This window comes from Ruegeria sp. CG11 (assembly GCF_056537245.1).
This window is the reverse complement of record NZ_JBQFRE010000001.1, coordinates 570895-591670: the sequence shown is the minus strand read 5'-3', so window position 1 is coordinate 591670 and position 20776 is coordinate 570895. Positions and strand designations below refer to the sequence as shown.

At 59.6% G+C, this 20776-nt stretch carries 22 protein-coding genes; 10 read left to right on the top strand and 12 right to left on the bottom strand.

The window, feature by feature from the left end:
* Positions 1 to 143: 143 nt before the first annotated feature.
* The 3 genes from ACR0KW_RS02925 to glmM are packed head-to-tail and all read left to right on the top strand — an operon-like array spanning position 144 to position 3437.
* Positions 144 to 1064, top strand: a complete 921-nt coding sequence (locus tag ACR0KW_RS02925) for a dihydroneopterin aldolase (RefSeq protein WP_480803655.1) — start codon at positions 144 to 146, stop codon at positions 1062 to 1064.
* A complete protein-coding gene (gene folP, locus ACR0KW_RS02920) occupies positions 1061 to 2059 on the top strand; it encodes a dihydropteroate synthase (protein ID WP_480803654.1) in 999 nt (332 codons plus the stop codon). Before ACR0KW_RS02925 ends, folP begins: the two co-directional genes overlap by 4 nt.
* A gap of 34 nt (positions 2060 to 2093) precedes the next feature.
* Entirely contained in the window at positions 2094 to 3437 is a 1344-nt protein-coding gene (gene glmM / locus ACR0KW_RS02915) for a phosphoglucosamine mutase (RefSeq protein WP_480803653.1), read from the top strand.
* On the opposite strand, the gene ACR0KW_RS02910 is transcribed toward glmM, so the two are convergent.
* Together ACR0KW_RS02910 and ilvC are read right to left on the bottom strand one after the other, a co-directional pair.
* The gene (locus ACR0KW_RS02910; RefSeq protein WP_480803652.1) at positions 3434 to 4336 is read right to left on the bottom strand and encodes a DMT family transporter; all 903 of its coding nucleotides are present in this window, start codon (positions 4334 to 4336) and stop codon (positions 3434 to 3436) included. The genes glmM and ACR0KW_RS02910 overlap by 4 nt on opposite strands.
* A gap of 79 nt (positions 4337 to 4415) precedes the next feature.
* The gene (gene ilvC / locus ACR0KW_RS02905) at positions 4416 to 5438 is read right to left on the bottom strand and encodes a ketol-acid reductoisomerase (RefSeq protein WP_170324547.1); all 1023 of its coding nucleotides are present in this window, start codon (positions 5436 to 5438) and stop codon (positions 4416 to 4418) included.
* Positions 5439 to 5569: 131 nt separating this feature from the next.
* Here ilvC and ACR0KW_RS02900 point away from each other — a divergent pair, with 131 nt between their 5' ends.
* Together ACR0KW_RS02900 and ACR0KW_RS02895 are read left to right on the top strand one after the other, a co-directional pair.
* Positions 5570 to 6025 carry an Lrp/AsnC family transcriptional regulator gene (locus tag ACR0KW_RS02900; RefSeq protein WP_480803651.1) on the top strand — a complete coding sequence of 152 codons (456 nt, stop codon included), beginning with the start codon at positions 5570 to 5572 and terminating at the stop codon, positions 6023 to 6025.
* Positions 6022 to 6480 carry an Lrp/AsnC family transcriptional regulator gene (locus ACR0KW_RS02895; RefSeq protein WP_480589626.1) on the top strand — a complete coding sequence of 153 codons (459 nt, stop codon included), beginning with the start codon at positions 6022 to 6024 and terminating at the stop codon, positions 6478 to 6480. Before ACR0KW_RS02900 ends, ACR0KW_RS02895 begins: the two co-directional genes overlap by 4 nt.
* A gap of 6 nt (positions 6481 to 6486) precedes the next feature.
* On the opposite strand, the gene ACR0KW_RS02890 is transcribed toward ACR0KW_RS02895, so the two are convergent.
* A complete protein-coding gene (locus ACR0KW_RS02890; protein WP_480803650.1) occupies positions 6487 to 7188 on the bottom strand; it encodes a GntR family transcriptional regulator in 702 nt (233 codons plus the stop codon).
* Between the two features lie 233 nt (positions 7189 to 7421).
* Between ACR0KW_RS02890 and ACR0KW_RS02885 the strand changes: the two genes are divergently transcribed.
* Entirely contained in the window at positions 7422 to 8549 is a 1128-nt protein-coding gene (locus ACR0KW_RS02885; RefSeq protein ID WP_480803649.1) for an aminotransferase class V-fold PLP-dependent enzyme, read from the top strand.
* A 23-nt stretch (positions 8550 to 8572) separates the two neighbouring features.
* On the opposite strand, the gene ACR0KW_RS02880 is transcribed toward ACR0KW_RS02885, so the two are convergent.
* The 3 genes from ACR0KW_RS02880 to ACR0KW_RS02870 form a co-directional block, all read right to left on the bottom strand.
* Positions 8573 to 9769 (bottom strand): UbiH/UbiF family hydroxylase, encoded by a 1197-nt coding sequence (locus tag ACR0KW_RS02880; RefSeq protein ID WP_480803648.1) that lies wholly within the window; start codon positions 9767 to 9769, stop codon positions 8573 to 8575.
* 77 nt (positions 9770 to 9846) lie between these two features.
* The gene (locus ACR0KW_RS02875; RefSeq protein ID WP_480803647.1) at positions 9847 to 10095 is read right to left on the bottom strand and encodes a hypothetical protein; all 249 of its coding nucleotides are present in this window, start codon (positions 10093 to 10095) and stop codon (positions 9847 to 9849) included.
* 88 nt (positions 10096 to 10183) lie between these two features.
* Positions 10184 to 10828 carry a pyrimidine 5'-nucleotidase gene (locus ACR0KW_RS02870; protein ID WP_170397827.1) on the bottom strand — a complete coding sequence of 215 codons (645 nt, stop codon included), beginning with the start codon at positions 10826 to 10828 and terminating at the stop codon, positions 10184 to 10186.
* A gap of 100 nt (positions 10829 to 10928) precedes the next feature.
* Here ACR0KW_RS02870 and ACR0KW_RS02865 point away from each other — a divergent pair, with 100 nt between their 5' ends.
* Positions 10929 to 11576 (top strand): GntR family transcriptional regulator, encoded by a 648-nt coding sequence (locus tag ACR0KW_RS02865; protein WP_480803646.1) that lies wholly within the window; start codon positions 10929 to 10931, stop codon positions 11574 to 11576.
* Positions 11577 to 11579: 3 nt separating this feature from the next.
* Here ACR0KW_RS02865 and ACR0KW_RS02860 read toward each other — a convergent pair whose 3' ends face one another.
* A complete protein-coding gene (locus ACR0KW_RS02860) occupies positions 11580 to 13454 on the bottom strand; it encodes a glycosyltransferase (RefSeq protein ID WP_480803645.1) in 1875 nt (624 codons plus the stop codon).
* A gap of 84 nt (positions 13455 to 13538) precedes the next feature.
* The gene (gene carA / locus ACR0KW_RS02855) at positions 13539 to 14705 is read right to left on the bottom strand and encodes a glutamine-hydrolyzing carbamoyl-phosphate synthase small subunit (protein ID WP_480803644.1); all 1167 of its coding nucleotides are present in this window, start codon (positions 14703 to 14705) and stop codon (positions 13539 to 13541) included.
* 183 nt (positions 14706 to 14888) lie between these two features.
* Between carA and ACR0KW_RS02850 the strand changes: the two genes are divergently transcribed.
* Complete coding sequence (locus ACR0KW_RS02850; RefSeq protein WP_480803643.1) at positions 14889 to 15374, top strand: GatB/YqeY domain-containing protein; 486 nt, start codon at positions 14889 to 14891, stop codon at positions 15372 to 15374.
* 25 nt (positions 15375 to 15399) lie between these two features.
* On the opposite strand, the gene ACR0KW_RS02845 is transcribed toward ACR0KW_RS02850, so the two are convergent.
* The 3 genes from ACR0KW_RS02845 to ctaD all read right to left on the bottom strand — a co-directional run bounded on the left by ACR0KW_RS02845 (position 15400) and on the right by ctaD (position 18336).
* The gene (locus ACR0KW_RS02845) at positions 15400 to 15891 is read right to left on the bottom strand and encodes a DUF2244 domain-containing protein (protein ID WP_480803642.1); all 492 of its coding nucleotides are present in this window, start codon (positions 15889 to 15891) and stop codon (positions 15400 to 15402) included.
* Positions 15892 to 15935: 44 nt separating this feature from the next.
* On the bottom strand, positions 15936 to 16535 hold the full coding sequence (locus ACR0KW_RS02840; protein ID WP_170397844.1) for a 2-hydroxychromene-2-carboxylate isomerase: 600 nt from the start codon (positions 16533 to 16535) through the stop codon (positions 15936 to 15938).
* 142 nt (positions 16536 to 16677) lie between these two features.
* Positions 16678 to 18336 carry a cytochrome c oxidase subunit I gene (gene ctaD, locus ACR0KW_RS02835; protein WP_480803641.1) on the bottom strand — a complete coding sequence of 553 codons (1659 nt, stop codon included), beginning with the start codon at positions 18334 to 18336 and terminating at the stop codon, positions 16678 to 16680.
* 304 nt (positions 18337 to 18640) lie between these two features.
* On the opposite strand from ctaD, the gene ACR0KW_RS02830 reads away from it, so the two are divergent.
* On the top strand, positions 18641 to 19060 hold the full coding sequence (locus ACR0KW_RS02830) for an HIT family protein (RefSeq protein WP_480803640.1): 420 nt from the start codon (positions 18641 to 18643) through the stop codon (positions 19058 to 19060).
* On the opposite strand, the gene ACR0KW_RS02825 is transcribed toward ACR0KW_RS02830, so the two are convergent.
* Positions 19061 to 19486 (bottom strand): MerR family transcriptional regulator, encoded by a 426-nt coding sequence (locus ACR0KW_RS02825; RefSeq protein ID WP_480803639.1) that lies wholly within the window; start codon positions 19484 to 19486, stop codon positions 19061 to 19063.
* Positions 19487 to 19567: 81 nt separating this feature from the next.
* Here ACR0KW_RS02825 and ACR0KW_RS02820 point away from each other — a divergent pair, with 81 nt between their 5' ends.
* On the top strand, positions 19568 to 20500 hold the full coding sequence (locus ACR0KW_RS02820) for a cation diffusion facilitator family transporter (protein WP_480803638.1): 933 nt from the start codon (positions 19568 to 19570) through the stop codon (positions 20498 to 20500).
* Positions 20501 to 20776: the final 276 nt, after the last annotated feature.

The following is a 20776-nucleotide window of genomic DNA, read 5'->3' as shown; positions in this document are numbered from 1 at the left end:
AGGGCGTATCGACGCTATTGCTTCCGCTCCGTTTTCCCCGACGCCGCATTCGGTGTCTGGAATGGCGTTTGAGGCGGTGTTATACGCCCGCGCATCCTATAGTGTTGGCTGATCAGCCCACCAAGCCCGAAAAGGTCCGTTGCATGAGCTCTGAAATCCGTCTTGCCTTTGCGCATCCGTCCGAGCGGTCCGAAGCGACCGCTACGCGCGGTCCGCTGGATCGCATCTCGCTCAGGGACCATATTGTTGAGGTCGAGATCGGCGCCTTTCAGGCCGAGCGCGGCACAACACAGCGTATCTGCTTTAACATCGTAGTAGAGGTGCGTCCGCTGACCGATCCGATCGACGATGACGTGGATCGAATCTTGTCCTACGACCGCGTGACCGAGGCGATTGCCCACGAGCTGGCGGCCGAGCGCCTGAACCTGCTTGAGACGCTGGCAGATCGCGTTGCGGAACGTATTCTGCTTGAGCCTCAGGCCGTAAGGGCTTTTGTCCGCATTGAAAAACTGGATCGAGGGCCGGGTGCATTGGGCGTTGAGATCGTGCGCGGCAAAGACACGATCCAGCACGATGTGGTCGAGGAAGAACGACCTCATCCGCGGTTGGTGTTCCTGTCGAACGAGGCCATTACCTCGTCCAATCTGACCGGGTGGATCGACCAATTGGAAAACCGTCAGCGCCCACTGATCCTGTGTGTTGGCGCGGCGGATATGGCGGTACCTCAGACCGGCCACGCAATGACACAGCGCCGGATCGACCTGCTGGCGATTGAACAGAACGCCTGGGTTTTGGCTGCAAAGGATCATCGCTGTGTGGTGGTGTCGACGCGCACTGAATTGGACTGGGCGATGAAGAACGGCCAGATTTGCGTATGGGCGCCGTCTAAGATCGTGCTGGATGCGGTTGACGGCCCCTCGGCTGCACCTTCGGACGCCGTTGCCCTTGCTGCGTGGTTCGCGGCCACCTTCGAGGCTAGCGAAATGATGGTGATTGGCGGTGCGTTGCCGACCGCACCAAAGACACCTCTGCGCGCCGTTCCCGTGGATCAGGCGCAACTGTGACCGAATACTACCGACCGCTGGTGCAACATGGCCCGGCCCGGCCAGCGGGCGCAGTGCCTCTTGCCGGCCAGACTTTGTGGTTCACCCATGCCGAACAGTTGTCGCGAACGAAAGCCCCGACCGTAGTTTCGGCGCAGGACATTCCGGGCGATGTGCTTGCGCGGCTGACTGGCGCGCGCGCCGAGATCGCCGGACTAGCGATGGATCGCCCGCAGATCATGGGAATCCTCAATGCGACACCGGACAGCTTTTCCGACGGCGGCGTGCACAACTCGGTCGAGGCGGCAGTAGCCTCGGCGGAACAGATGGTGGCGCATGGGGCCAGCATTCTGGATATCGGCGGCGAGTCGACGCGTCCGGGGGCTTCTTACGTGCCGGAAGACGAAGAAATTGCGCGCACCCAACCTGTTATCGAAGCTATCCGCGCCAAAACGCAGGCGCTGATTTCCATCGATACACGTAAGGCCAGCGTAGCGCGGGCAGCGTGGAACGCAGGGGCTGGGCTGATCAACGACGTCTCAGGCTTTACCTTTGATCCACAGCTTGCTCAGTTTTGCGCCGAGGTTGATGCCCCGGTCTGCGTGATGCACATGCAGGGCGATCCGGCCACGATGCAGGACGATCCGCAATATGATGACGTACTGTTGGATGTCTACGATTTCCTTGACGGGATGGTGGCGCAGTTGGAGCAGCTGGGCCTGAACCGCGACCGGATCGTGATTGATCCGGGCATCGGGTTTGGCAAGACGCAAGCGCATAATCTGACCCTTCTGCAAAACCTTAGCCTGTTCCACGGGTTGGGCTGCCCGATCCTGCTGGGGGTGTCGCGCAAAGGGCTGATCGGGCAGATCGGCCAAGAACCGCGCAAGGACGCCCGCGCGCCGGGATCAATTGCGGTGGCGCTGGCTGGATTGTCTCAGGGTGTGCAGATCCTGCGCGTTCATGACGTGCCCGAGACCGCTCAGGCCTTGCGTCTGTGGGCTGCCGTCCGGTAATCCGGTCGCAGACAAGAAATTACGGAGTGACACGATGCGCAAGCTGTTCGGAACCGACGGGGTGCGGGGCACCGCAAATACCCATCCGATAACGGCCGAGATGGCCCTGCGCATCGGGGCCGCTGTTGGGCGATATTTCCGGAAAGATCACTCTGAAGCGCACCGAGTGGTGATCGGTAAGGATACGCGCCTGTCCGGGTATATGCTGGAAAACGCGCTGACCGCCGGGCTGACCTCAACCGGTATGAACGTGTTGCTGCTGGGCCCGGTGCCGACACCGGCGGTGGGGTTGATGACCCGGTCGATGCGGGCTGATCTGGGGGTGATGATCTCGGCCAGTCACAATCCGGCCGAAGATAACGGCATCAAGTTTTTCGGCCCCGACGGGTACAAGCTGTCCGATCAGGCCGAGCTTGAGATTGAACGACTGATCGAAGAGGGGGTTAAACCTGCGCAAGCGCAAAATATCGGCCGCGCGCGCCGGGTGGATGATGCGCGGTTCCGGTATGGCGAGAGGGTGAAATCCTCGCTGTCCCGCGACCTGCGTTTGGATGGGCTGAAGGTGGTGGTCGATTGCGCCAACGGTGCCGCTCACCGCACCGCGCCCGAAGTTCTGTGGGAGCTTGGTGCCGATGTCATCTCGGTGGGCGTTGCGCCGAACGGTAAGAACATCAACCTGAATTGCGGCTCGACCAAACCGCAGCTGGCGGCTGAGACGGTGGTGGCCCATGGCGCGGATGTGGGGATTTGTCTGGACGGTGATGCCGACCGCGTCGTGATGGTCGATGAGCACGGTCAGGTGGCCGACGGCGATCAACTTATGGCGCTGCTGGCGACCAGTTGGGCCAAGGCCGATCGCCTTGAAGGTGGCGTGCTGGTTGCGACGGTCATGTCCAACCTCGGACTGGAACGACACCTTGCTGCGCAGGGGCTGCGGCTGGAGCGGACGGCGGTTGGCGACCGCTATGTCGTCGAGCGAATGCGTGAAGGCGGGTTCAATTTGGGCGGAGAGCAGTCGGGCCACATCGTCATGAGCGACTATGCCACCACCGGCGACGGCCTGATGGCCGGCCTGCATTTCCTGTCCGAGATGGTGCATTCGGGCCGCAAGGCCTCTGAGCTGTCGGTGCAGTTCGAAACCGTTCCGCAGCTGTTGAAAAACGTGCGGTATCAGGATGGGCAGACCCCGCTGGAGGCCAGCAGCGTCAAAGCCGCCATCGCCGATGCTGAGGCACGTCTGAACGGTCAGGGGCGTCTGCTGATCCGCAAATCGGGCACCGAACCCCTGATCCGCGTGATGGCGGAATGCGAGGATGGCGCTCTGCTGGCGCAGGTTGTCGATGGTATCGTGGCCGAGGTCGAGGCGGTCGCGAGTTAACGCCCGATCAGCATCTTGCGCAGGCTGAACCACTGGCTGATCGCCAGCCCGGTCAGGATCATGATCAGCGCGATGTAAAACCGAAGCGGCAGCGCCTCGGACAGAATCCATGCGCCGAAGATCATTGACCAGATCGGCACCTGATAGTTAACCAGTGTCAGGAAAACGGACCCGGCGCTGCGAATAATTGAAACACGCAGCAAGGTCGCAAAGGCGGTGGGTAAAAGACCCAGTGCGATGATCGCCAGACCGGGGCGCGTGCCCTCCCAGCGAGGCAGGCCCTCGGTCACCAGCATGATCGGGACCAAAAGCGCAGCTCCCACCACCAGAGACAGCGCGGCCAAAGCGACGGGATCAACCGGCGGGCAGCGCCGGGTGAAGATTGAGGCACAGGAATAGCACAGAGCCGCTCCGATACAGGCCAGTTGCGCCACGGGTTCGGCTCCCTGTCCGATTTTCGCCAGCCCCGGGCCGATCAGCACCAATGCACCGCAAAACCCCAAAGTGACCCCAAGGAGTCTGCGCAGATTCATCGGCTCATCAGAAAAGAAATGCGCCAGTGGCAGCACCATCAACGGTATCGCCGCCATCGACAGACCTGCAAAGGCCGAGGCCACATATTGCTGCCCCCAGCTGAGCAACAGGAACGGCAGTGCGGTTGATAACACGCCAATGATGGCGATGTACCCCCAAAGTTTCGGGTTGCTCGATGGCAGCTTGCGCCCAGTCAGCGCCATCATCCCCAGCAAGGTCAACGCCCCCAAGGAGGTGCGTGCGGTGGCAACGGTAACCGGCCCGTATCCCTCCAGCGCCATTGCGACGACCATGAACGTCCCGCCCCAGATAAGGCCCAGAGTGATAACGCCGCTCCAATCGCGGGATGTGGGTTGGTCAATCATGGTGCGCCTTGGATTAACGGGCTGTTGAGACAAAAAAAGGGCGGCCGAATGGCCGCCCTTTCGTAAGGAACCGTCGGGATCAGTTCTTTTCCTTGTCGACCATTTTACCAGCCGAGATCCAGGGCATCATGGCGCGCAGCTTCGCACCGGTTTCCTCGATCATGTGCTCGTCATTGGCGCGGCGCGACGCTTTGATGGTCGGCTGACCAACTGCGTTTTCCAGCATGAAGTCGCGAACGAATTTACCCTGCTGGATGTCGTTCAGAACTTCTTTCATGCGCGCTTTGGTTTCGTCGTATTTCAGGATACGCGGGCCGGTGACGTACTGGCCGTACTCGGCAGTGTTCGAGATCGAGTAGTCCATGTTCGCAATGCCGCCTTCGTAGATCAGGTCCACGATCAGCTTCACTTCGTGCAGACACTCGAAATAGGCCATTTCGGGCGCGTAGCCCGCTTCAACCAGCGTTTCAAAGCCACAGCGGATCAGCTCGACCAGACCGCCGCACAGGACGGCTTGTTCACCGAACAGGTCGGTTTCGCATTCTTCGCGGAAGTTGGTTTCGATGATGCCCGAACGGCCGCCGCCGATGGCCGAGCAGTAGGACAGACCGATTTCCAGCGCTTTGCCGGTTGCGTCGTTGTGAACGGCTACCAGGCAGGGCACGCCGCCGCCTTTGACGTATTCGCCGCGCACGGTGTGACCGGGGCCTTTGGGGGCCATCATGATGACGTCGACGCCTTCTTTCGGCTCGATCAGGCCAAAGTGGACGTTCAGGCCGTGGGCAAAGGCAATGGCCGAGCCCGGTTTGATGTTGTCATGCACGTATTTCTTGTAGGTTTCGGCCTGCAGTTCGTCGGGCATGGTGAACATGATGACGTCGCACCAGGCTGCTGCTTCGGCGATGCCCATGACTTCCAGACCTTCGGCCTCGGCTTTCTTGGCCGAAGCGGAACCTTCGCGCAGAGCGACGACCAGGTTCTTGGCACCCGAGTCGCGCAGGTTAAGCGCGTGGGCGTGGCCTTGCGAACCATAGCCGAGGATAGCCACTTTTTTGTCTTTGATCAGGTTGATGTCGCAATCGCGATCGTAATAGACGCGCATGATTCCGGTCCTTTCTGTTACGGTTGCTGAGCTTTTAGTTGGGTGTGGCATGGTTGGCGAGTGTTGAAGCATTGAGTATTTGCTGAAAAGGTGAAAAATTATTCGCGAAATTATGAGTAGGCGAAAAAGTCATGCTTGATGACATGGATCGGCGCATTCTGCGCCACCTACAGGCCGAACCGACCTTTTCTATGGCCGAGCTGGCCGAGCGGTGTGGCATCAGCCAAGGCGTGTGTTGGCGCCGGGTCGAGAAGATGCAGGCCTCGGGCGTCATTCAGGGGCAAGAGGCTGTCATTGACTGGGCCGCGCTTGGGTACGCTGTTGAGGTTTCGCTGCGCGTGACGCTGGACAAAACCCAGCCCCGCGCCTTTGATGAGTTCACGGCCGCCGCGCGCGAAGTCTCCGAGGTGATCGAGATTCAAACCTTTCTGGGGCGGGTGGACGTGCGTTTATCAGTGCTGGCGCGCGACATGTCTCACTATCAGCAAATCTACCGCGACCGCATTCTGACCTTGCCGCATATCGCCGATATCGAAGCCTTGATGCACATCGCGCGGGTGAAACGGAACGAGGTCCTGCCGGTATGATTGAGTTGGATGAAACCGACCGCCAAATCCTGCGCGCGCTGGTGCAGGATGCCACTCAAAGCGCCGGAGCTTTAGGGCGTAAGCTGGGATTGTCCCAGCCAGCGACCTGGCGTCGTATTAGGCGGCTGGAAACGGCAGGGGTCATCCGGGGCCGTCGTCTGCGTCTGAATGCCGAGGCGTTGGGGTTCGGCGTGACTGTCTTTCTGGGCGTCAAGCTGGCCCGCAAGGGACAGGTCAGCCTGGAAGATTTCGAACGCGCCGTCAGCGCCATCCCCGAGGTTCAGACGGTCGAGCACGTCCTGGGTCTGTACGACTACCGCTTGCGGGTTGTCGCCCGCGATCTGTCCGACTTTGAGCGGGTTCTGCGGCGGCGGATCATGACCTTACCCGGCGCCGGGGACGTCGAAGCCAACGTCCTCCTCAGCGAAGAGCGGTTACCCGGTCCGATTGGATAACAGGGATCAGTAGCTGGTGCGGATGCAATACCCGGGATGGTGGGTCATGCGCGCGAATGTCATCGGTTCACCATCTTTCCAGGTCGTGCGCTCAAGCTGAATCATCGAGGTGCCGGCAGTCGTGCCCATGAATTCGGCCAGGCGCCCGTCGGCAGAAATCGCGCAAAAGGCAATCTCTGCCTCGGTGAAGGGGGCGACATGCAGCAGCCACTCATGCGGACCCTGCGCATTGAGGTCGGCATGCTCCACTTCGGGCACTGTGTCGATGTTGATCCAGCGCTCTTCCAATTGGAAGGGGCGGTTGTCGGCGTAGTGCATGCAGATCACATGCAAAACGCGTGAGTCTGGTGAAACACTGAGTTGTGAGGCCAGCCATCCGGGGCTGGAAACGACGTTCCGTTCGACCAACGCATAGCGATAGGTAGAATTCTGGTTTTCAACGGTCTGGCGCGCCACTGAAAGTTCCAGTTTCGCGTGTTTGCTGGGTTCTTTCTTAACCCGCGTTCCGCTTTTGCGCTTACGCTCCACGAACCCCTGATCGGCAAGTTCACGCAGAGCGCGGTTCACGGTCGCACGCGCGCAATTGAATTCTTCGGCAAGCTGCGTTTCCGTTGGCAGCAATGATCCCTGAGGCCAGATTCGGCTTTCAATACGGCGTTTAACTTCGTCCCGTACAACCTGAAAACTGATCCGCTTTTGAGCAGTCACGAGAAGCAAAACCTTTCTTCTACAAAGTGTATGTATCTGTTCAGAAACACCTCTGGGTGTAAAGGGGTGGTGACACTATTTGGCGTCACTTAGGGGGCTATATCGTGCAGTTTCGGGCGTGATTTTCACGGGGAAATAAAGTTCCGTTGCGTCAATTGTCGGCGCAAGAAAACTGCTTTACCAATCTCGGCAGAAGATTCACGTTGCCCGAGTACTGTTTGAAAGGACAAATCATGCCGGCGCTTTTGGATAGCATTGACCCCAATGGGCTCGAGGAATTCTCGGTTGTTTTCACCGACCGTTCCCTGAACCACATGTCAGCCCGGTTTCAGACCGTCATGCGCGACATCTCGGCGATGCTGAAAGATGTCTACAACGCGGACGGCGTTGCAATAATCCCGGGTGGCGGAACTTACGGGATGGAGGCCGTGGCCCGACAGTTCGCACGCAATGCCAACGTTCTGGTAGTGCGCAACGGATGGTTCTCTTACCGTTGGAGCCAGATCATCGAATCCGCAGATTTGACGGCGTCGGCGACGGTGCTCAAGGCGCGGCAAACTGGCAATTCCAGCCCGTCTCCGTTTGCGCCGGCACCAATCGAAGAGGTCGTATCAACTATTCGTGAACAGCGCCCGGATGTGGTGTTTGCGCCGCATGTCGAAACCTCGGCGGGTTTGATTCTGCCGGATGACTACGTGACGGCCATGGCCGCCGCCGCGCATGAGGTTGGGGCGTTGATGGTGCTGGACTGCATCGCCTCGGGCTGTGCCTGGGTCGACATGAAGGCAACGGGCGTGGATGTCCTGATTTCGGCCCCGCAGAAAGGGTGGAGCGCATCGCCCTGTGCCGGTTTGGTCATGCTGTCCGAACGGGCCGAGGCGCGGTTGGAGGAGACCACGTCCGACAGTTTTGCCGTGGACCTGAAGAAATGGCGTCAGATCATGCAGGCCTATGAGAATGGTGGGCATGCCTATCACGCCACCATGCCGACCGACGCGTTGCAGGCCTTCCGGGATACGATGGTCGAGACCCGCGACTATGGTTTTGAAAAGCTGCGTGAGGCACAATGGGCGTTGGGCAACGGTGTGCGGGCAATGCTGAAGGATAAGGGCATCATTTCTGTGGCCGCCGATGGCTTTGGTGCGCCGGGGGTCGTTGTCAGCTATACCTCGGACCCCGAGGTTCAGAGCGGCAAGAAATTCGCCGCGCTGGGGATGCAGATCGCCGCTGGTGTCCCGCTGCAATGTGATGAGCCCGAAGGCTTCAGCACCTTCCGTCTGGGCCTGTTTGGGCTGGACAAGCTGTATGACGTAGACGGCACAATCGCGCGGCTCAAGCGCGTGCTGGATCAGGTTCTGTGATCTTCTGAGCGATCTGGGGGGCCTCAGCGTACGCCGAGGCCCATCTGCATCAATGTCTTGCGCACGGGCGGCAGGGAATAGAGCGCGTTCAGCCCTATCGCCCGCGCATCGCGCAGCGGCCGTGCCTCGATCATTGAGGCGCGGTTCAGTAGGTCAATGCCTTTGACGCGCATCTCGATCTCGGTGTGACGGGCCTTGTGATAGGCGTCCAGCATCTGTGCATCACCCAGCCCCTCGGGGCGGGCTTGTGCCAAGTCCAGCAGGCTGCGCAAATCACCTAAAGACATATTCAATCCTTGGGCGCCGATAGGGGGCACCACGTGGGCGGCCTCAGCCATCAGGGCGATGCGTTCACCCGATAGCCGTTCTGCTGATTGACTGATGATCGGCCAGATAGTCCGGCGCGACGCCAGTTTCAGCGGCCCGAACAGCCCACAGGAACGCTCAGTCATCAGTGCCTCGAACGCCTCGGGCTCAGTGTTCAGCAACTCGACCGCACGAGGGCCCCGTTCCATCCAGACAATCGCGGAAGAGGGCTGACCCTGCCAATCGGGCAGGGGGACCAGAGTGAACGGTCCGCCCGAGCGGTGAATCTCGGTCGAGACGTTGTCATGCGGAATCGGATGGGTCACGGCAAAGGCCAGCGCCTTCTGGCCATACCGCGTGGTGTGCACGTTGATCCCCACGGCCTCGCGCATCGGGGAATTCCGTCCATCCGCAGCGACCACCAGTTTGCAGCGAATGCGGCTGCCGTCGCTCAGGCCGACACGGGCCTCAGCAGTTCGGGTGAACAGGCTGACGGTGCCGGTTCCAGGGCGGAAATCGACATTGGCAAGTTCGGCCAGACGGGTCACCATCTCGCGCCGCAAAAGCCAGTTTGGCAGGTTCCAACCAAAGGGTTGGTCTGAGATATCGGCGGCGTTGAAATCCCGCACTACGCGGGGTTCGGGGACGTCTCCGCCCGCGTCGACAATTCGCATGGTCTGCAGGGGGGCGGCGTGTTCATCCAGCCGCTGCCACAGCCCGCATTGTTCCAAAAGCCCATGCGCCGGTTGCAGAAACGCCGTGGTCCGCAGGTCGGACCCATCCACGTCACGCTCGGTGATGGGCGGGGTGGGGTCGACGCAGACGACGTCGAACCCGGCAGTTCCAAAAGCCGCCGCAGCGGTCAGTCCGGCGATTCCTCCGCCGGAAATCAGGATGTCACAGCTGTCTTTCATGGCCTTGCTCTCCGAAGTCTTGGGCAGAAACTAGTTCGGTTCCAAGGTGGGTGCCAAGTGACATCCTGTCCCGTGTGTCAGCCGCGTGAGATCAGGATTAGGATAAGGAACATCACCGGCACTAACATGACGGCCGGGATATAAAGCCCCGGCAGGCCAAACAGCAGGGCCGAGCATCCCCACATGCTGACGATCGCGGCAGCCATGTAGTACCAGTCTTCGGCCCCACCATTGGCGGCATCTTTTGCCAGCCAGCCAAAAACGGGGACTGCAAACAACAGGCGCTGCCAAATGGGCAGGCGCCGAGGCATCTCGATCGCGCTCATGGGAATCTCCAGTTCTGTTCGTCGCTAAGGCGCATATAGGGGCGGATGCTGCACCTGCAAAATGTACAGATCGTCGCAGGGCGACAGCCTATCGCAGACGGGCCAGAAACGCGGTCAGATCGTCGGTGTGATGGTGGATATGGTCGGCCTCGTGCGGCTCGGGTGCGACGTGAACCGTGCGCATTCCCATCGCGTGAGGAGCGGCCAGATTGCGCGGATCATCCTCGAACATCGCGGCCTTGGCCGTGTCGATTCCATCCTGGGCAAAGATCGCTTCAAACGCGGCTTTTTCGGGCTTAGGCTTATAACCCGCGTGCTCGACCCCATAGATCGCATCGAACAGACCGCCAAGGCCGCGCGCATCCAGAACTCGCTCGGCATAGGGGGCACTGCCGTTTGTGTAGACAATGCGACGCCCGGGTAGGGACCGGATGTGATCGGCCAGTTCCGCGTCTGGGTCCATATGGCTCATGTCCACTTGATGAACCGCATGCAGATAGGGGTCCGGATCCAGATCATGCTCGGCCATCAACCCGGCCAGCGTGGTGCCGTACTGCCGCCAATAGTGTGAGCGCAGCCGGTCCGCCTCGGCGCGGTCCACGCCGATGGCTTGCACCACGTAATCCGTCATCAGCACCTCGATCTGATCGAACAGGCGCATATGTGGCGGATAGAGCGTGTTGTCGAGGTCGAACACCCATTGGGTGACGTGAGAAAAGGCAGGTTTGACCATGGGTTTGGTTTAGGACGCGTGGCATCGGTTTTCAATGCTACTCTTGATCCGGGGGGCAAGTGACGGATAGACATGTTCGAACGAGGAGACAAACCACCCAATGCCCCCATCCAAACAGTCCAACACAGACGCCTACAGCCTAATTCTCGAAGCGATTGACGTCGGCGTTTATAAGCCCGGCGACCGACTGGTCGAAAGCGAGCTGGCCGAGCGGTTCGGGGTGTCACGCACGCCGATCCGTGAGGCGTTGCAGCGGCTCGAGACACAGTCCCTGCTGGAACGCGACGGTCGGTCGTTGATTGTCGCCTCGCTGGATCACAACCAGATGGCTGAGCTGTATATGGTTCGGCGCGAACTGGAGGGGCTGGCCGCGAAGCTGGCCGCCAAGCACGCCACCGAAGAAGAGATCAAGGTATTGCAGGAAATGGTCGCTGCTGATGACGCGCTGGTCGATGATCCGGCGGCCTTATCACGGGCGAACCGGCGGTTTCATGAACAGATTCATCTGGCCTCGCATAACCGCTATCTGGTGCAACAACTGGACCTTGTGCATCGCACCATGGCTCTGATGGCCACGACGTCCCTGGCGGCGCAGGGCCGGGGTGAGATCGCGCAAAGCGAACACAAGGGAATTGTCGAGGCGATCGCAGCCCGCGACGAAGAGGCGGCAGGACGTGCTCTCAAGGATCACATTTCGGTCGCTTTCATGACTCGTCTGAAACAGGATGCCATCCGGCGCGAGAGCTGACGGTCAGTGCGGCAGGCCTTCTTCACTGGCCTGACCGTGTTGCGTTTTGTCCCAGAAGAACGGGTCAAGCAGCAGCTCCCACAGGGCCTTGTACGCAGCCAGTACGCCCAACGGAAAATACAGTGGCATTGTCGGAACCCAAGGGAGCAGAAAACGCCGTTCGCGCGCAGAAACTGCTACTATGCCGACCAGAGTATTGACGGCCTCTGCAAACAGGAAGAGGCCGATCAATGTGATCAACCCAGCATTGGAAAGGATCGGGTCAAGCGGGCTGGGCAGCCCAAAGGTGGTCAGCCAGAACAGCCACAGTACCGGAGCCAGCAGGAATTGTCCGATGGTTCCAAGAAAGAATGCCTGCACGCCAAAAAAACGCCAGGGGCCGAGATCTTTCAGCAAACGCTGGGGCGAGCGCATTTGAACAAGGTAGGTGACCATGAACCCCTTGAGCCAGCGAGAACGCTGTCGCACCCAGGGCCAGGCGCGGAAGTTCGCCTCTTCGAATGTGGCGGTATCAACCATTTCCGTCCGATAGCCTGCCCGGCTGAGCCGTACCCCCAAATCGGCATCTTCGGTGACGTTATGGGCATCCCAGCCGCCCAGTTCCAACAGTTTGTCGCGGTGGAAAAAGAAGGTGGTCCCACCCAGCGGAACTACAAGCCCAAGCCGCGCGATGCCCTGTAGGATTACCCGGAACCAGCTGTTGTATTCGATGGTAAAGCAGCGGGACCGCCAGTTGGTGCGCGGGTTGTAATAGTCCAGAACGCCCTGAAGGCAGACGACGTCCTCATCGGCCTGCGCGAAGTGCCGAACGACACGCTCGATCTGGTCCGGCTGCGGTGCATCTTCGGCGTCCCAGACGCCCAGAATATCGCCCCGGCAGAAATCCAGCGCATAGTTCATCGCGCGGGGTTTAGTGGTCAGGCCGTTCAGGGCGGGCACCTCGATGGTTTTGATCCAGCTGGGCAGATTGACCCGCGCCAGTGTGGATCGCGTCACCTCGTCGGTTTCTTCCAGTACCAGTATGATATCCAGCAGAGCCTTGGGATAGGTCAGCCGCTGTAATCGACGGATCAGGGCGTCTGCAATTTCCCTCTCCTTGTATAGCGGCACCATGATGGAAACGCAGGGCAAAGCCGGCGGCGGGCTGGGGTCCGTTGCTTTGGAGGGGCGGGTCCAATGATGCCAGATGAAACTCAACAGGCCAGCCACACGTAGGGCGAGAAACAGGATCAGGCTGAAAACGGCGGCCGCCACCAGAACGGAAAATCCGGCCAGAGGAAAGACTGCAAACAGCGCCACAAGGCCCGCGAGCATGGCTGCCGGTCCGACACGGGATTGCGGGGTCCAGGATCTGCAGCTCTGGTCAAGGTCCACACGGGCCTCGGCCGCCTCGGCAAGGGGGATAGAGAACACGCGCGCGATTGCGCCGTCGATTTGATCCGTAGGGGCCAGTACAGGAAGAACCGTGTATCCGGCATCCTCCAGATCGCGGCTGACATCCGGAAACAAATCGGGCCGCGCCGTGGCGATCAACAGAATGGGCCCCATGCGACGCCAGGGGACAACGTTGTGAGCCAGCCAGAAGTCAACGGGCTTGATCCGGCACAGGTCGGCAATTGGGCGCGCGCTGTCCAGATCAGCGATCTGCAGGCCGGTTTGCTCGGACAGGGCGTCCAGCACGTCCTGACGGCTGACCCAGCCCTCGGCCACCAGAATTTCACCCAGCGGCGCTTGTTGCCAGGATTGCAGGAACAGCGCTTCGTCCAACTGCGCCTTTGTGATCAGTCCACGGTCGACAAGGCAAGCCCCCAAAGGCTTGCGATCCTGCGCAGGTATCGGCGCGGCGTGCGCGAAATGCTGCAGGTTCAGTTCGACCATAAAGAAACAACCCTGACGCGGTTAGCAGGCGTCAGGGTTGCTCAATTAGGGTTAACAGCGGGTTAACTCTGATCTAATCGCTGCTTATGCCGTGGCTTTCTTGTTTGCCATTGCGTCGGCAAAGCGTTCGAACAGGTAGAAACTATCCTGCGGGCCGGGAGAGGCTTCGGGGTGGTACTGCACCGAATAGACCGGACGATCGGTCATGCGGATGCCGCAGTTCGACCCGTCAAACAGAGAGCGATGAGTTTCCACCACGCCCTCGGGCAAGGACTGCGCGTCCACTGCAAAGCCGTGGTTCATCGAGGTGATCTCGACCTTGCCGGTCTCGATGTCCTTGACCGGGTGGTTCGCACCGTGGTGGCCGTGGTTCATCTTGACGGTCTGGCCACCCAAAGCCAGCGCCAGCATCTGGTGACCGAGGCAGATGCCAAAGACGGGCAGATCGGTGGTGTCCAGCACCTCTTGAATCATCGGCACGGCGTATTCACCAGTGGCTGCCGGATCACCGGGGCCATTGGACAGGAATACGCCATCAGGGTTGTGCGCCAGCACTTCCGCTGCGGTCGCGGTGGCCGGCAGAACGGTTACATCGCAACCAGCCGAGGCGAGGCAGCGCAGGATATTGCGCTTGGCACCGAAATCCACAGCGACAACCTTGTGGGCCGGGGCTTCTTGACGGGTATAGCCGTCGGGCCAGGCCCAACGCATCTCATCCCAGCGATAGCTTTGGGCGCAGGTGACCTCTTTGGCCAGATCCATGCCTTCCAGTCCGGCAAAGCCCCGCGCGGCAGCGACCAGAGCCTCAATGTCGAAGTTGCCTTCGGGATCATGGGCCAGTGCCACATGCGGCGCGCCTTGCTGACGAATGGCGCGGGTCAGGCGGCGAGTGTCGATATCGCCGATAGCGATGCGCCCACGACGAGTCAGCCATGACTTCAGCTCTTCAGCTGCACGCCAGTTCGACGGCTCGGTCGGGTCCCATTTGACGACCATACCAGCGGCAACCGGATCACCGGTCTCGTCATCTTCGGGGTTCACGCCGACATTGCCGATATGGGGGAAGGTGAAGGTCACGATCTGCCCGGCATAGGAAGGATCGGTCATGATCTCCTGATAGCCGGTCATTGCGGTGTTAAAGCACAGCTCGGCCACGGTCTGACCGGTGGCGCCGAAGCCCATCCCGTAGAACAGTGTACCGTCGGCCAATGCCAGACATGCGGTGGGCTTGGACGGGGCGTTCTGGGCCATCGGGCGACTCTCCTGCTGGGTAAATCGGCGCATAACTAAGGGGGTTGTGGCGCTGGGTCAAGTCTGTTCAAATTTTGCGCTATTGTGTAAAATCAATAAGTTAGCAATATTCACTTCCGGTTGTGTCGCGCTTTTTGTTTCGATATGGTCGGGGTTCCTTTTCCATGGGGATGGACAGATCATATGGATATGCGATCACGGGTGAACTCAGCCCTGAAGCAAGCAATGAAAGACAAGAATGCCGAGCGTCTGTCGACGCTGCGGCTGATCAACGCTGCAATCAAAGACCGCGACATCGCTTCGCGGGCCTCTGACAACGAAGAGGCCAAAGGTTGCGGTGATGCCGAGGTTCTTGAAATCCTTGGAAAAATGACCAAGCAGCGCAAGGAAAGCGCCCGCGCTTATGAAGAGGGTGGACGGCTGGATCTGGCCGAACGCGAACTGCGCGAAGTCGAGGTTATCGAGGAATTCCTGCCCAAGCAGCTGGATGATGACGAGGTGTCCAAAGCCATCCAGACAGCGATCACCGCGACCGGAGCGGGTTCGATCCGCGACATGGGCAAGGTGATGGGCGAGCTCAAGACCCGCTATACCGGCCAGATGGATTTCGGCAAGGTTGGCCCGATGGTCAAAGACCACCTGTGCGCCGCATCGAACGGCGGCTGCTGACACCATTCAAATTCTGAGACTGCTGTTACTGCGCGACCGGTTCGCGCAGTTTTTGCGTCAGGTCGTCGTATAGAGCGATACGCTCGTCCTCGGACAGGAATGCTCCGATTTCCACTTCGCGCCCGTCGCCGGTCAGCGTGACGTAGTTTGGAACCGGCCCGCCATATTTGTGCATCTCAGGCCGGGCCCAATAACGGTTGCAGGTCCACTCTTGCTGGCCTTTTCGCGGATCGTGGTGGACCAGATGCGCCTTTGTGCCGGTCAGAGTCAGAATCTCGAACACGCTGCGGGCGCGATAGTTGCTCTGGATCGCCAACCACAGGCCCAGAACTGTCAGCAGCAGGAAGGGCAACAACCCCCACAGGATGACCGATCCCAGAACTGCCAGCAGCGGAATTAGTCCAAACAGAAATACCGACAAGATCACGATCATCGCCCCGCGTCGTGGCAACGAGTTATGCGGCCAAAGGCGCAGTTCCTGTTCGGTTTCCGAAGTTCGTTTCCATCGATAGGGCATGGCTGAGAGTTAGTGCAACTTGGGTGCGTATCGAAGGGAAATGATCAGGTCACATGGCCGACACGCGCCCATGACAGCGCGTCGTCCAGCCGGTCATCTCCCCAAAAGACCTCGCCGCGGACGACGAGGCTGGGGGCGCCGAAAACCCCGAGTTTAGTGGCTTGATCCGTTTCGGCCTCGAGTGCTGCGACGGTGTCGGGGCTGCGGGCGCGGGCCAGCACCAGACGCGGGTCCTGCTGGCACCTGTGCAGTGCTTCTGTGATGGCGGACTCGCTGCCAGCTTCGTTGTTTTCCTCGAACCAGATGCGGTACAGCACCTGCGTGAAGTTCTTGCCCCAGCCGTCGCCCATCCCCAGCAAAGCGACCTGATTGGCCAGCGGAAGGTCCGAGATCGGGTAGGGCGCGGGCAATCGGGCGTGGATGTGGTACTTGGCGGCACGGCGCTCGATATCGCGCCACATATACGCGGATTTCACCGGCTTGCCTGCAAACGGGATGTTGTTCTGATCAGACATCACAGTGCGTACGTTGAACGGTCGCCACCTCACCGAGGCACCATGTTCCGCGCACCAATCGTCCAGACGCATGACGGTCAGGAAACTGTATGTACTGCCGATGGAATACCAAAAATCGATGTCGGGCATGTGATACCCCCGGGTTGCCGGATGTCTAAACAACGACAGGATAGCCGATTTTGGCGGTTCTGGCGACTTTTTGGCAGCATATTTAAGCAGTAACGAAAAAACCCCGCCGAATTGGCGGGGTTTTCTTTGGGTTTGGACCGGATCAGTGCGCGTGGCCTTTGTCCCAGTCTTCCTGCTTCGGCAGCTGCTCAAACGTGTGCTCGGGCGGCGGTGAGGGCAGGGTCCATTCCAGCGTATCCGCGTATTCGTTCCACGGGTTCGGACGGGTCTCTTTCGCGCCGCGCAGCAGGGCGTAGATCACGATGCCGAAGAACAGCAGGAATGAGGCGAATGAAATGAATGCACCGATCGACGATACAAAGTTCCACTGGGCAAATGCCTCGGGGTAATCGATGTAGCGACGCGGCATGCCCTGACGGCCCAGGAAGTGCTGCGGGAAGAAGGTCAGGTTGGCGCCGATGAAGAACAGCCAGAAGTGAACCTTGCCCCAGAACTCGGAATATTGACGACCCGTCATCTTCGAGAAGTAGAAATACACACCCGCGAAGATGGCAAAAACGGCACCCAGCGACATCACGTAGTGGAAGTGTGCAACCACGTAGTAGGTGTCGTGATAGGCGCGGTCGATACCGGCCTGCGAAAGGACCACACCGGTCACACCACCAACGGTGAACAGGAACAGGAAGCCGAAGGCGAACAGCATCGGCGTCTTGAACTCGATGGAGCCACCCCACATGGTCGCAATCCACGAGAAGACCTTAACACCCGTCGGAACCGCAATAACCATCGTGGCCAGCATGAAGTAGGCTTGCTGACGCAGGGACATGCCGACGGTGTACATATGGTGTGCCCACACGACGAAGCCCAGAACACCAATCGCGATGATTGCCCAAACCATCGGCAGGTAACCGAAGATCGGCTTGCGTGCGAAGGTGGCGATCACGTGGCTGATGATGCCAAAGCCGGGCAGGATCACGATGTACACTTCCGGGTGGCCAAAGAACCACAGGATGTGCTGATACAAGACCGGGTCACCGCCGCCAGCCGGATCAAAGAAGGTGAAGCCAAAATTGCGGTCCATCAGAAGCATGGTGATCGCGCCCGCCAGAACCGGCAGCGACAGCAGAATCAACCACGACGTGACGAAGATCGACCAGCTGAACAGCGGCACCTTGAACAGGGTCATGCCGGGTGCCCGCATGTTCAGGAAGGTAGTGATCATGTTGATCGCGCCGAGGATCGAGGAGGCGCCCGATACGTGTACGGCAAAGATCGCAAGGTCCATGGACATGCCGCCCTCGGTCGTGGATAGCGGCGGGTACAGAACCCAGCCCACGCCCGAACCGGCCTGGTCATTGCCGCCCGGCGCCAGCAGCGAGGCCACACCCAGAGAGGTGCCGGCGACGTACAGCCAGAAGGACAGGTTGTTCATCCGCGGGAACGCCATATCCGGCGCACCGATCTGCAACGGCATGAAATAGTTGCCAAATCCGCCGAACAGGGCAGGGATGACGACGAAGAACATCATCAGAACACCGTGATAGGTGATCATCACGTTCCACAGATGTCCGTTGGGGGTACAAGGGTCGGCCATGAAGCCTTCCAGGCACATGTACTGAACACCGGGGTGCATCAGCTCGAGCCGCATGTAGACGGTCATCAAAACCGAGATCAGACCGGCCAGTGCCGACACGACCAGGTAGAGAATCCCGATGTCCTTGTGGTTGGTCGACATGAACCAGCGCTGGAAAAAGCTGCGCTCGTCTTCATGGCCGTGACCATGAATGGCTGCGTCTGCCATTATAGGTGCCTCCTGTTGCAACTGACCGCGCTGCCGGACCTCTCCGGCGCGCGGTATTATTGCTGGTTTTAGAATGCGAAAGAGGCGCCTTCAATGGCCGAGTTTGATCTGGATCAAGATTAATTGTCGCGGGTCGGAGGAAAACCCGCGAAATCTTGGCCATGAACAGGGCATATCTGGCGATTGGTTCTGGTATTTCAAGGGGCCGCAAACTCCCATTCGCGAAGCATGGCAGAGTTCCGCCTTGACGCTTGGGGGTGTGGGCCGCAGAACTACGCCCAATACCCGAAATCGGAGACTAGATATGGCCGCTTACGACCCCGACAACATCTTCGCCAAGATCCTTCGCGGAGAAATCCCCTCGACCCGCGTGTACGAGGATGACGATACGCTGGCCTTCATGGATATCATGCCGCGATCTGATGGGCATCTGCTGGTGATCCCCAAAACGCCCTGCCGAAACCTGCTGGACGCATCGTCCGAACAACTGGCCGTCGTGATGTCGACCACGCAGAAACTGGCCAAAGCCGTAGTCAAGGCCTTTGACGCTGACGGTGTCACCGTCCAGCAATTCAACGAGGCCGCAGGCGGGCAGGAGGTTTTCCACCTGCATTTCCATGTCCTGCCGCGCTTCGAAGGTGTGTCGCTGCGCGCCCCGGGTCAGATGGGGGACTTCGATCTGATCGCGCAGCACGCGGAAAAGATCAAAGCGGCGCTGGCCTGATCAGTCTTTGCCATCATGCGGCCCGAGACATGCGCTGTGGTCGCCAAACGCGTGGAGCACGGCGCAAACATGGTCGTGCCCACCATCGCAAGCAGCCGCAATGCGGGACAGTTCAGCCTCGAGTCTTCGCAGTTGCGTGATCCGGGCCCGCAGGTCAATCAGTTGCCGTTCGGCAATCTCGTGCACCCGGTCCAGATCCGGCCCGCGTGCCCCTTCCAAAGACAGCAGTGCTTCGACGTCGGTCAGGGGAAGGCCGAGATCGCGTCCGTGGCGAATGAACCTTAGGCGGTTCAGTGCGGCGTCGTCATACCGACGTTGGTTTCCGGCCGTTCGATGCGGCTTGGGCAGCAGGCCCTTGTCCTCATAGAACCGAATTGTCGGCACCTTGACACCCGTGCGGCGGGACAGCTCTCCGATCGAGTACATTTTTCCTATTTAGCCCCTTGAACCTCTAGTGGCTAGAGGAATTACATGGGATGGGCAACCGAAACAAGGAACACCGGTAAGATGCCACACGATCACCACGGGCACACTCACATTGACCCCACGACAGGCGACAAGCGCGTTGCCGGCGCTATAGCAGTCAACATGCTGTTGACCCTTGCGCAGGTCATTGGCGGAATACTCTCGGGGTCTCTGGCGCTGATCGCGGATGCGCTGCACAATTTCTCGGACGCGATCGCCCTGATCATCGCATTCTTTGCCCGCAAAATCGCTCGCCGCCCCGCCGATCCACGCATGAGCTTTGGATATGGGCGCGCCGAAGTGGTTGCGGCGCTGATCAACTATACGACCCTGATCGTCCTGTCGGTTTATCTGATGTACGAAGGCATCATGCGGTTTTTCCAGCCCGAGCCCGTGAATGGATGGATGGTGGTCTGGATCGCGGCCCTTGCTTTGATTGTCGACCTGATAACCGCCGCGCTGACATACACGATGGCGAAGGACAGCATGAACATTCGCGCAGCCTTCATTCACAACGTGGCCGACGCGTTGGGTTCGGTTGCTGTCATCATTGCGGGCGCCGCTGTGATCCTGTTCGACTGGACCTGGGTCGACCCGGCGGTCACGATCCTGATTGCGGTCTACATCCTGTGGCACGTCAAATCCGAGATCGGAGAAACCATCCGGGTTCTGATGCTGGGTGCGCCATCCGATCTGATCCCCGAAGATGTTGCCGCCGCCATCGAGGCGACAGAGGGCGTTGCCGGTGTTCACCACATCCATCTGTGGAGCATGCAGGAGCGTGAGCCTGCCTTGACCGCGCATCTCGAGATCGCTGCCCTGCACTGGTCGGATGCAGATTCCATAAGGTTGGCTGTGAAGGAAACGCTGAAATCCGGGTTCGGGATTGGCCATGTGACTTTGGAGCTGGAACGGACCGATCAGGCCTGCACGGCACCGCCCCGATTTGGGCATCACAGTTTGCATCAGGCCTGAAAAGGAATTGCCGTTCCGATTTGGGGTCGGAACGGCAGACTCGTAACCAAACACTTTTCCGAACACCCGGGTTTTCCGGGGTAACCGGTTTAACACACCACTCACTCTAGAACGGTAAGCCTATAGTACTCCTTAATGCGCGATTTGTATTCTTCGGAGTGAGCATTCCCCCGATAAAATCCAAAACTTTTGGGCAAATTGGTGGATTGCGTTCAGGTTCGGAAACAAAAGCCCCAGCGGCAGGAGATTGTTAACCCCCATTTTGGTTGGCAGCGA

Bases quoted from the DNA above. Each gene is read 5' to 3' on its own strand.
- ACR0KW_RS02925 (WP_480803655.1), top strand. From the start codon at position 144: ATGAGCTCTGAAATCCGTCTTGCCTTTGCGCATCCGTCCGAGCGGTCC.
- glmM (WP_480803653.1), top strand. From the start codon at position 2,094: ATGCGCAAGCTGTTCGGAACCGACGGGGTGCGGGGCACCGCAAATACC.
- ACR0KW_RS02910 (WP_480803652.1), bottom strand. From the start codon at position 4,336: ATGATTGACCAACCCACATCCCGCGATTGGAGCGGCGTTATCACTCTG.
- ilvC (WP_170324547.1), bottom strand. From the start codon at position 5,438: ATGCGCGTCTATTACGATCGCGATTGCGACATCAACCTGATCAAAGAC.
- ACR0KW_RS02900 (WP_480803651.1), top strand. From the start codon at position 5,570: ATGCTTGATGACATGGATCGGCGCATTCTGCGCCACCTACAGGCCGAA.
- ACR0KW_RS02895 (WP_480589626.1), top strand. From the start codon at position 6,022: ATGATTGAGTTGGATGAAACCGACCGCCAAATCCTGCGCGCGCTGGTG.
- ACR0KW_RS02885 (WP_480803649.1), top strand. From the start codon at position 7,422: ATGCCGGCGCTTTTGGATAGCATTGACCCCAATGGGCTCGAGGAATTC.
- ACR0KW_RS02880 (WP_480803648.1), bottom strand. From the start codon at position 9,769: ATGAAAGACAGCTGTGACATCCTGATTTCCGGCGGAGGAATCGCCGGA.
- ACR0KW_RS02875 (WP_480803647.1), bottom strand. From the start codon at position 10,095: ATGAGCGCGATCGAGATGCCTCGGCGCCTGCCCATTTGGCAGCGCCTG.
- ACR0KW_RS02870 (WP_170397827.1), bottom strand. From the start codon at position 10,828: ATGGTCAAACCTGCCTTTTCTCACGTCACCCAATGGGTGTTCGACCTC.
- ACR0KW_RS02865 (WP_480803646.1), top strand. From the start codon at position 10,929: ATGCCCCCATCCAAACAGTCCAACACAGACGCCTACAGCCTAATTCTC.
- ACR0KW_RS02860 (WP_480803645.1), bottom strand. From the start codon at position 13,454: ATGGTCGAACTGAACCTGCAGCATTTCGCGCACGCCGCGCCGATACCT.
- carA (WP_480803644.1), bottom strand. From the start codon at position 14,705: ATGGCCCAGAACGCCCCGTCCAAGCCCACCGCATGTCTGGCATTGGCC.
- ACR0KW_RS02850 (WP_480803643.1), top strand. From the start codon at position 14,889: ATGGATATGCGATCACGGGTGAACTCAGCCCTGAAGCAAGCAATGAAA.
- ACR0KW_RS02845 (WP_480803642.1), bottom strand. From the start codon at position 15,891: ATGCCCTATCGATGGAAACGAACTTCGGAAACCGAACAGGAACTGCGC.
- ACR0KW_RS02840 (WP_170397844.1), bottom strand. From the start codon at position 16,535: ATGCCCGACATCGATTTTTGGTATTCCATCGGCAGTACATACAGTTTC.
- ctaD (WP_480803641.1), bottom strand. From the start codon at position 18,336: ATGGCAGACGCAGCCATTCATGGTCACGGCCATGAAGACGAGCGCAGC.
- ACR0KW_RS02830 (WP_480803640.1), top strand. From the start codon at position 18,641: ATGGCCGCTTACGACCCCGACAACATCTTCGCCAAGATCCTTCGCGGA.
- ACR0KW_RS02825 (WP_480803639.1), bottom strand. From the start codon at position 19,486: ATGTACTCGATCGGAGAGCTGTCCCGCCGCACGGGTGTCAAGGTGCCG.
- ACR0KW_RS02820 (WP_480803638.1), top strand. From the start codon at position 19,568: ATGCCACACGATCACCACGGGCACACTCACATTGACCCCACGACAGGC.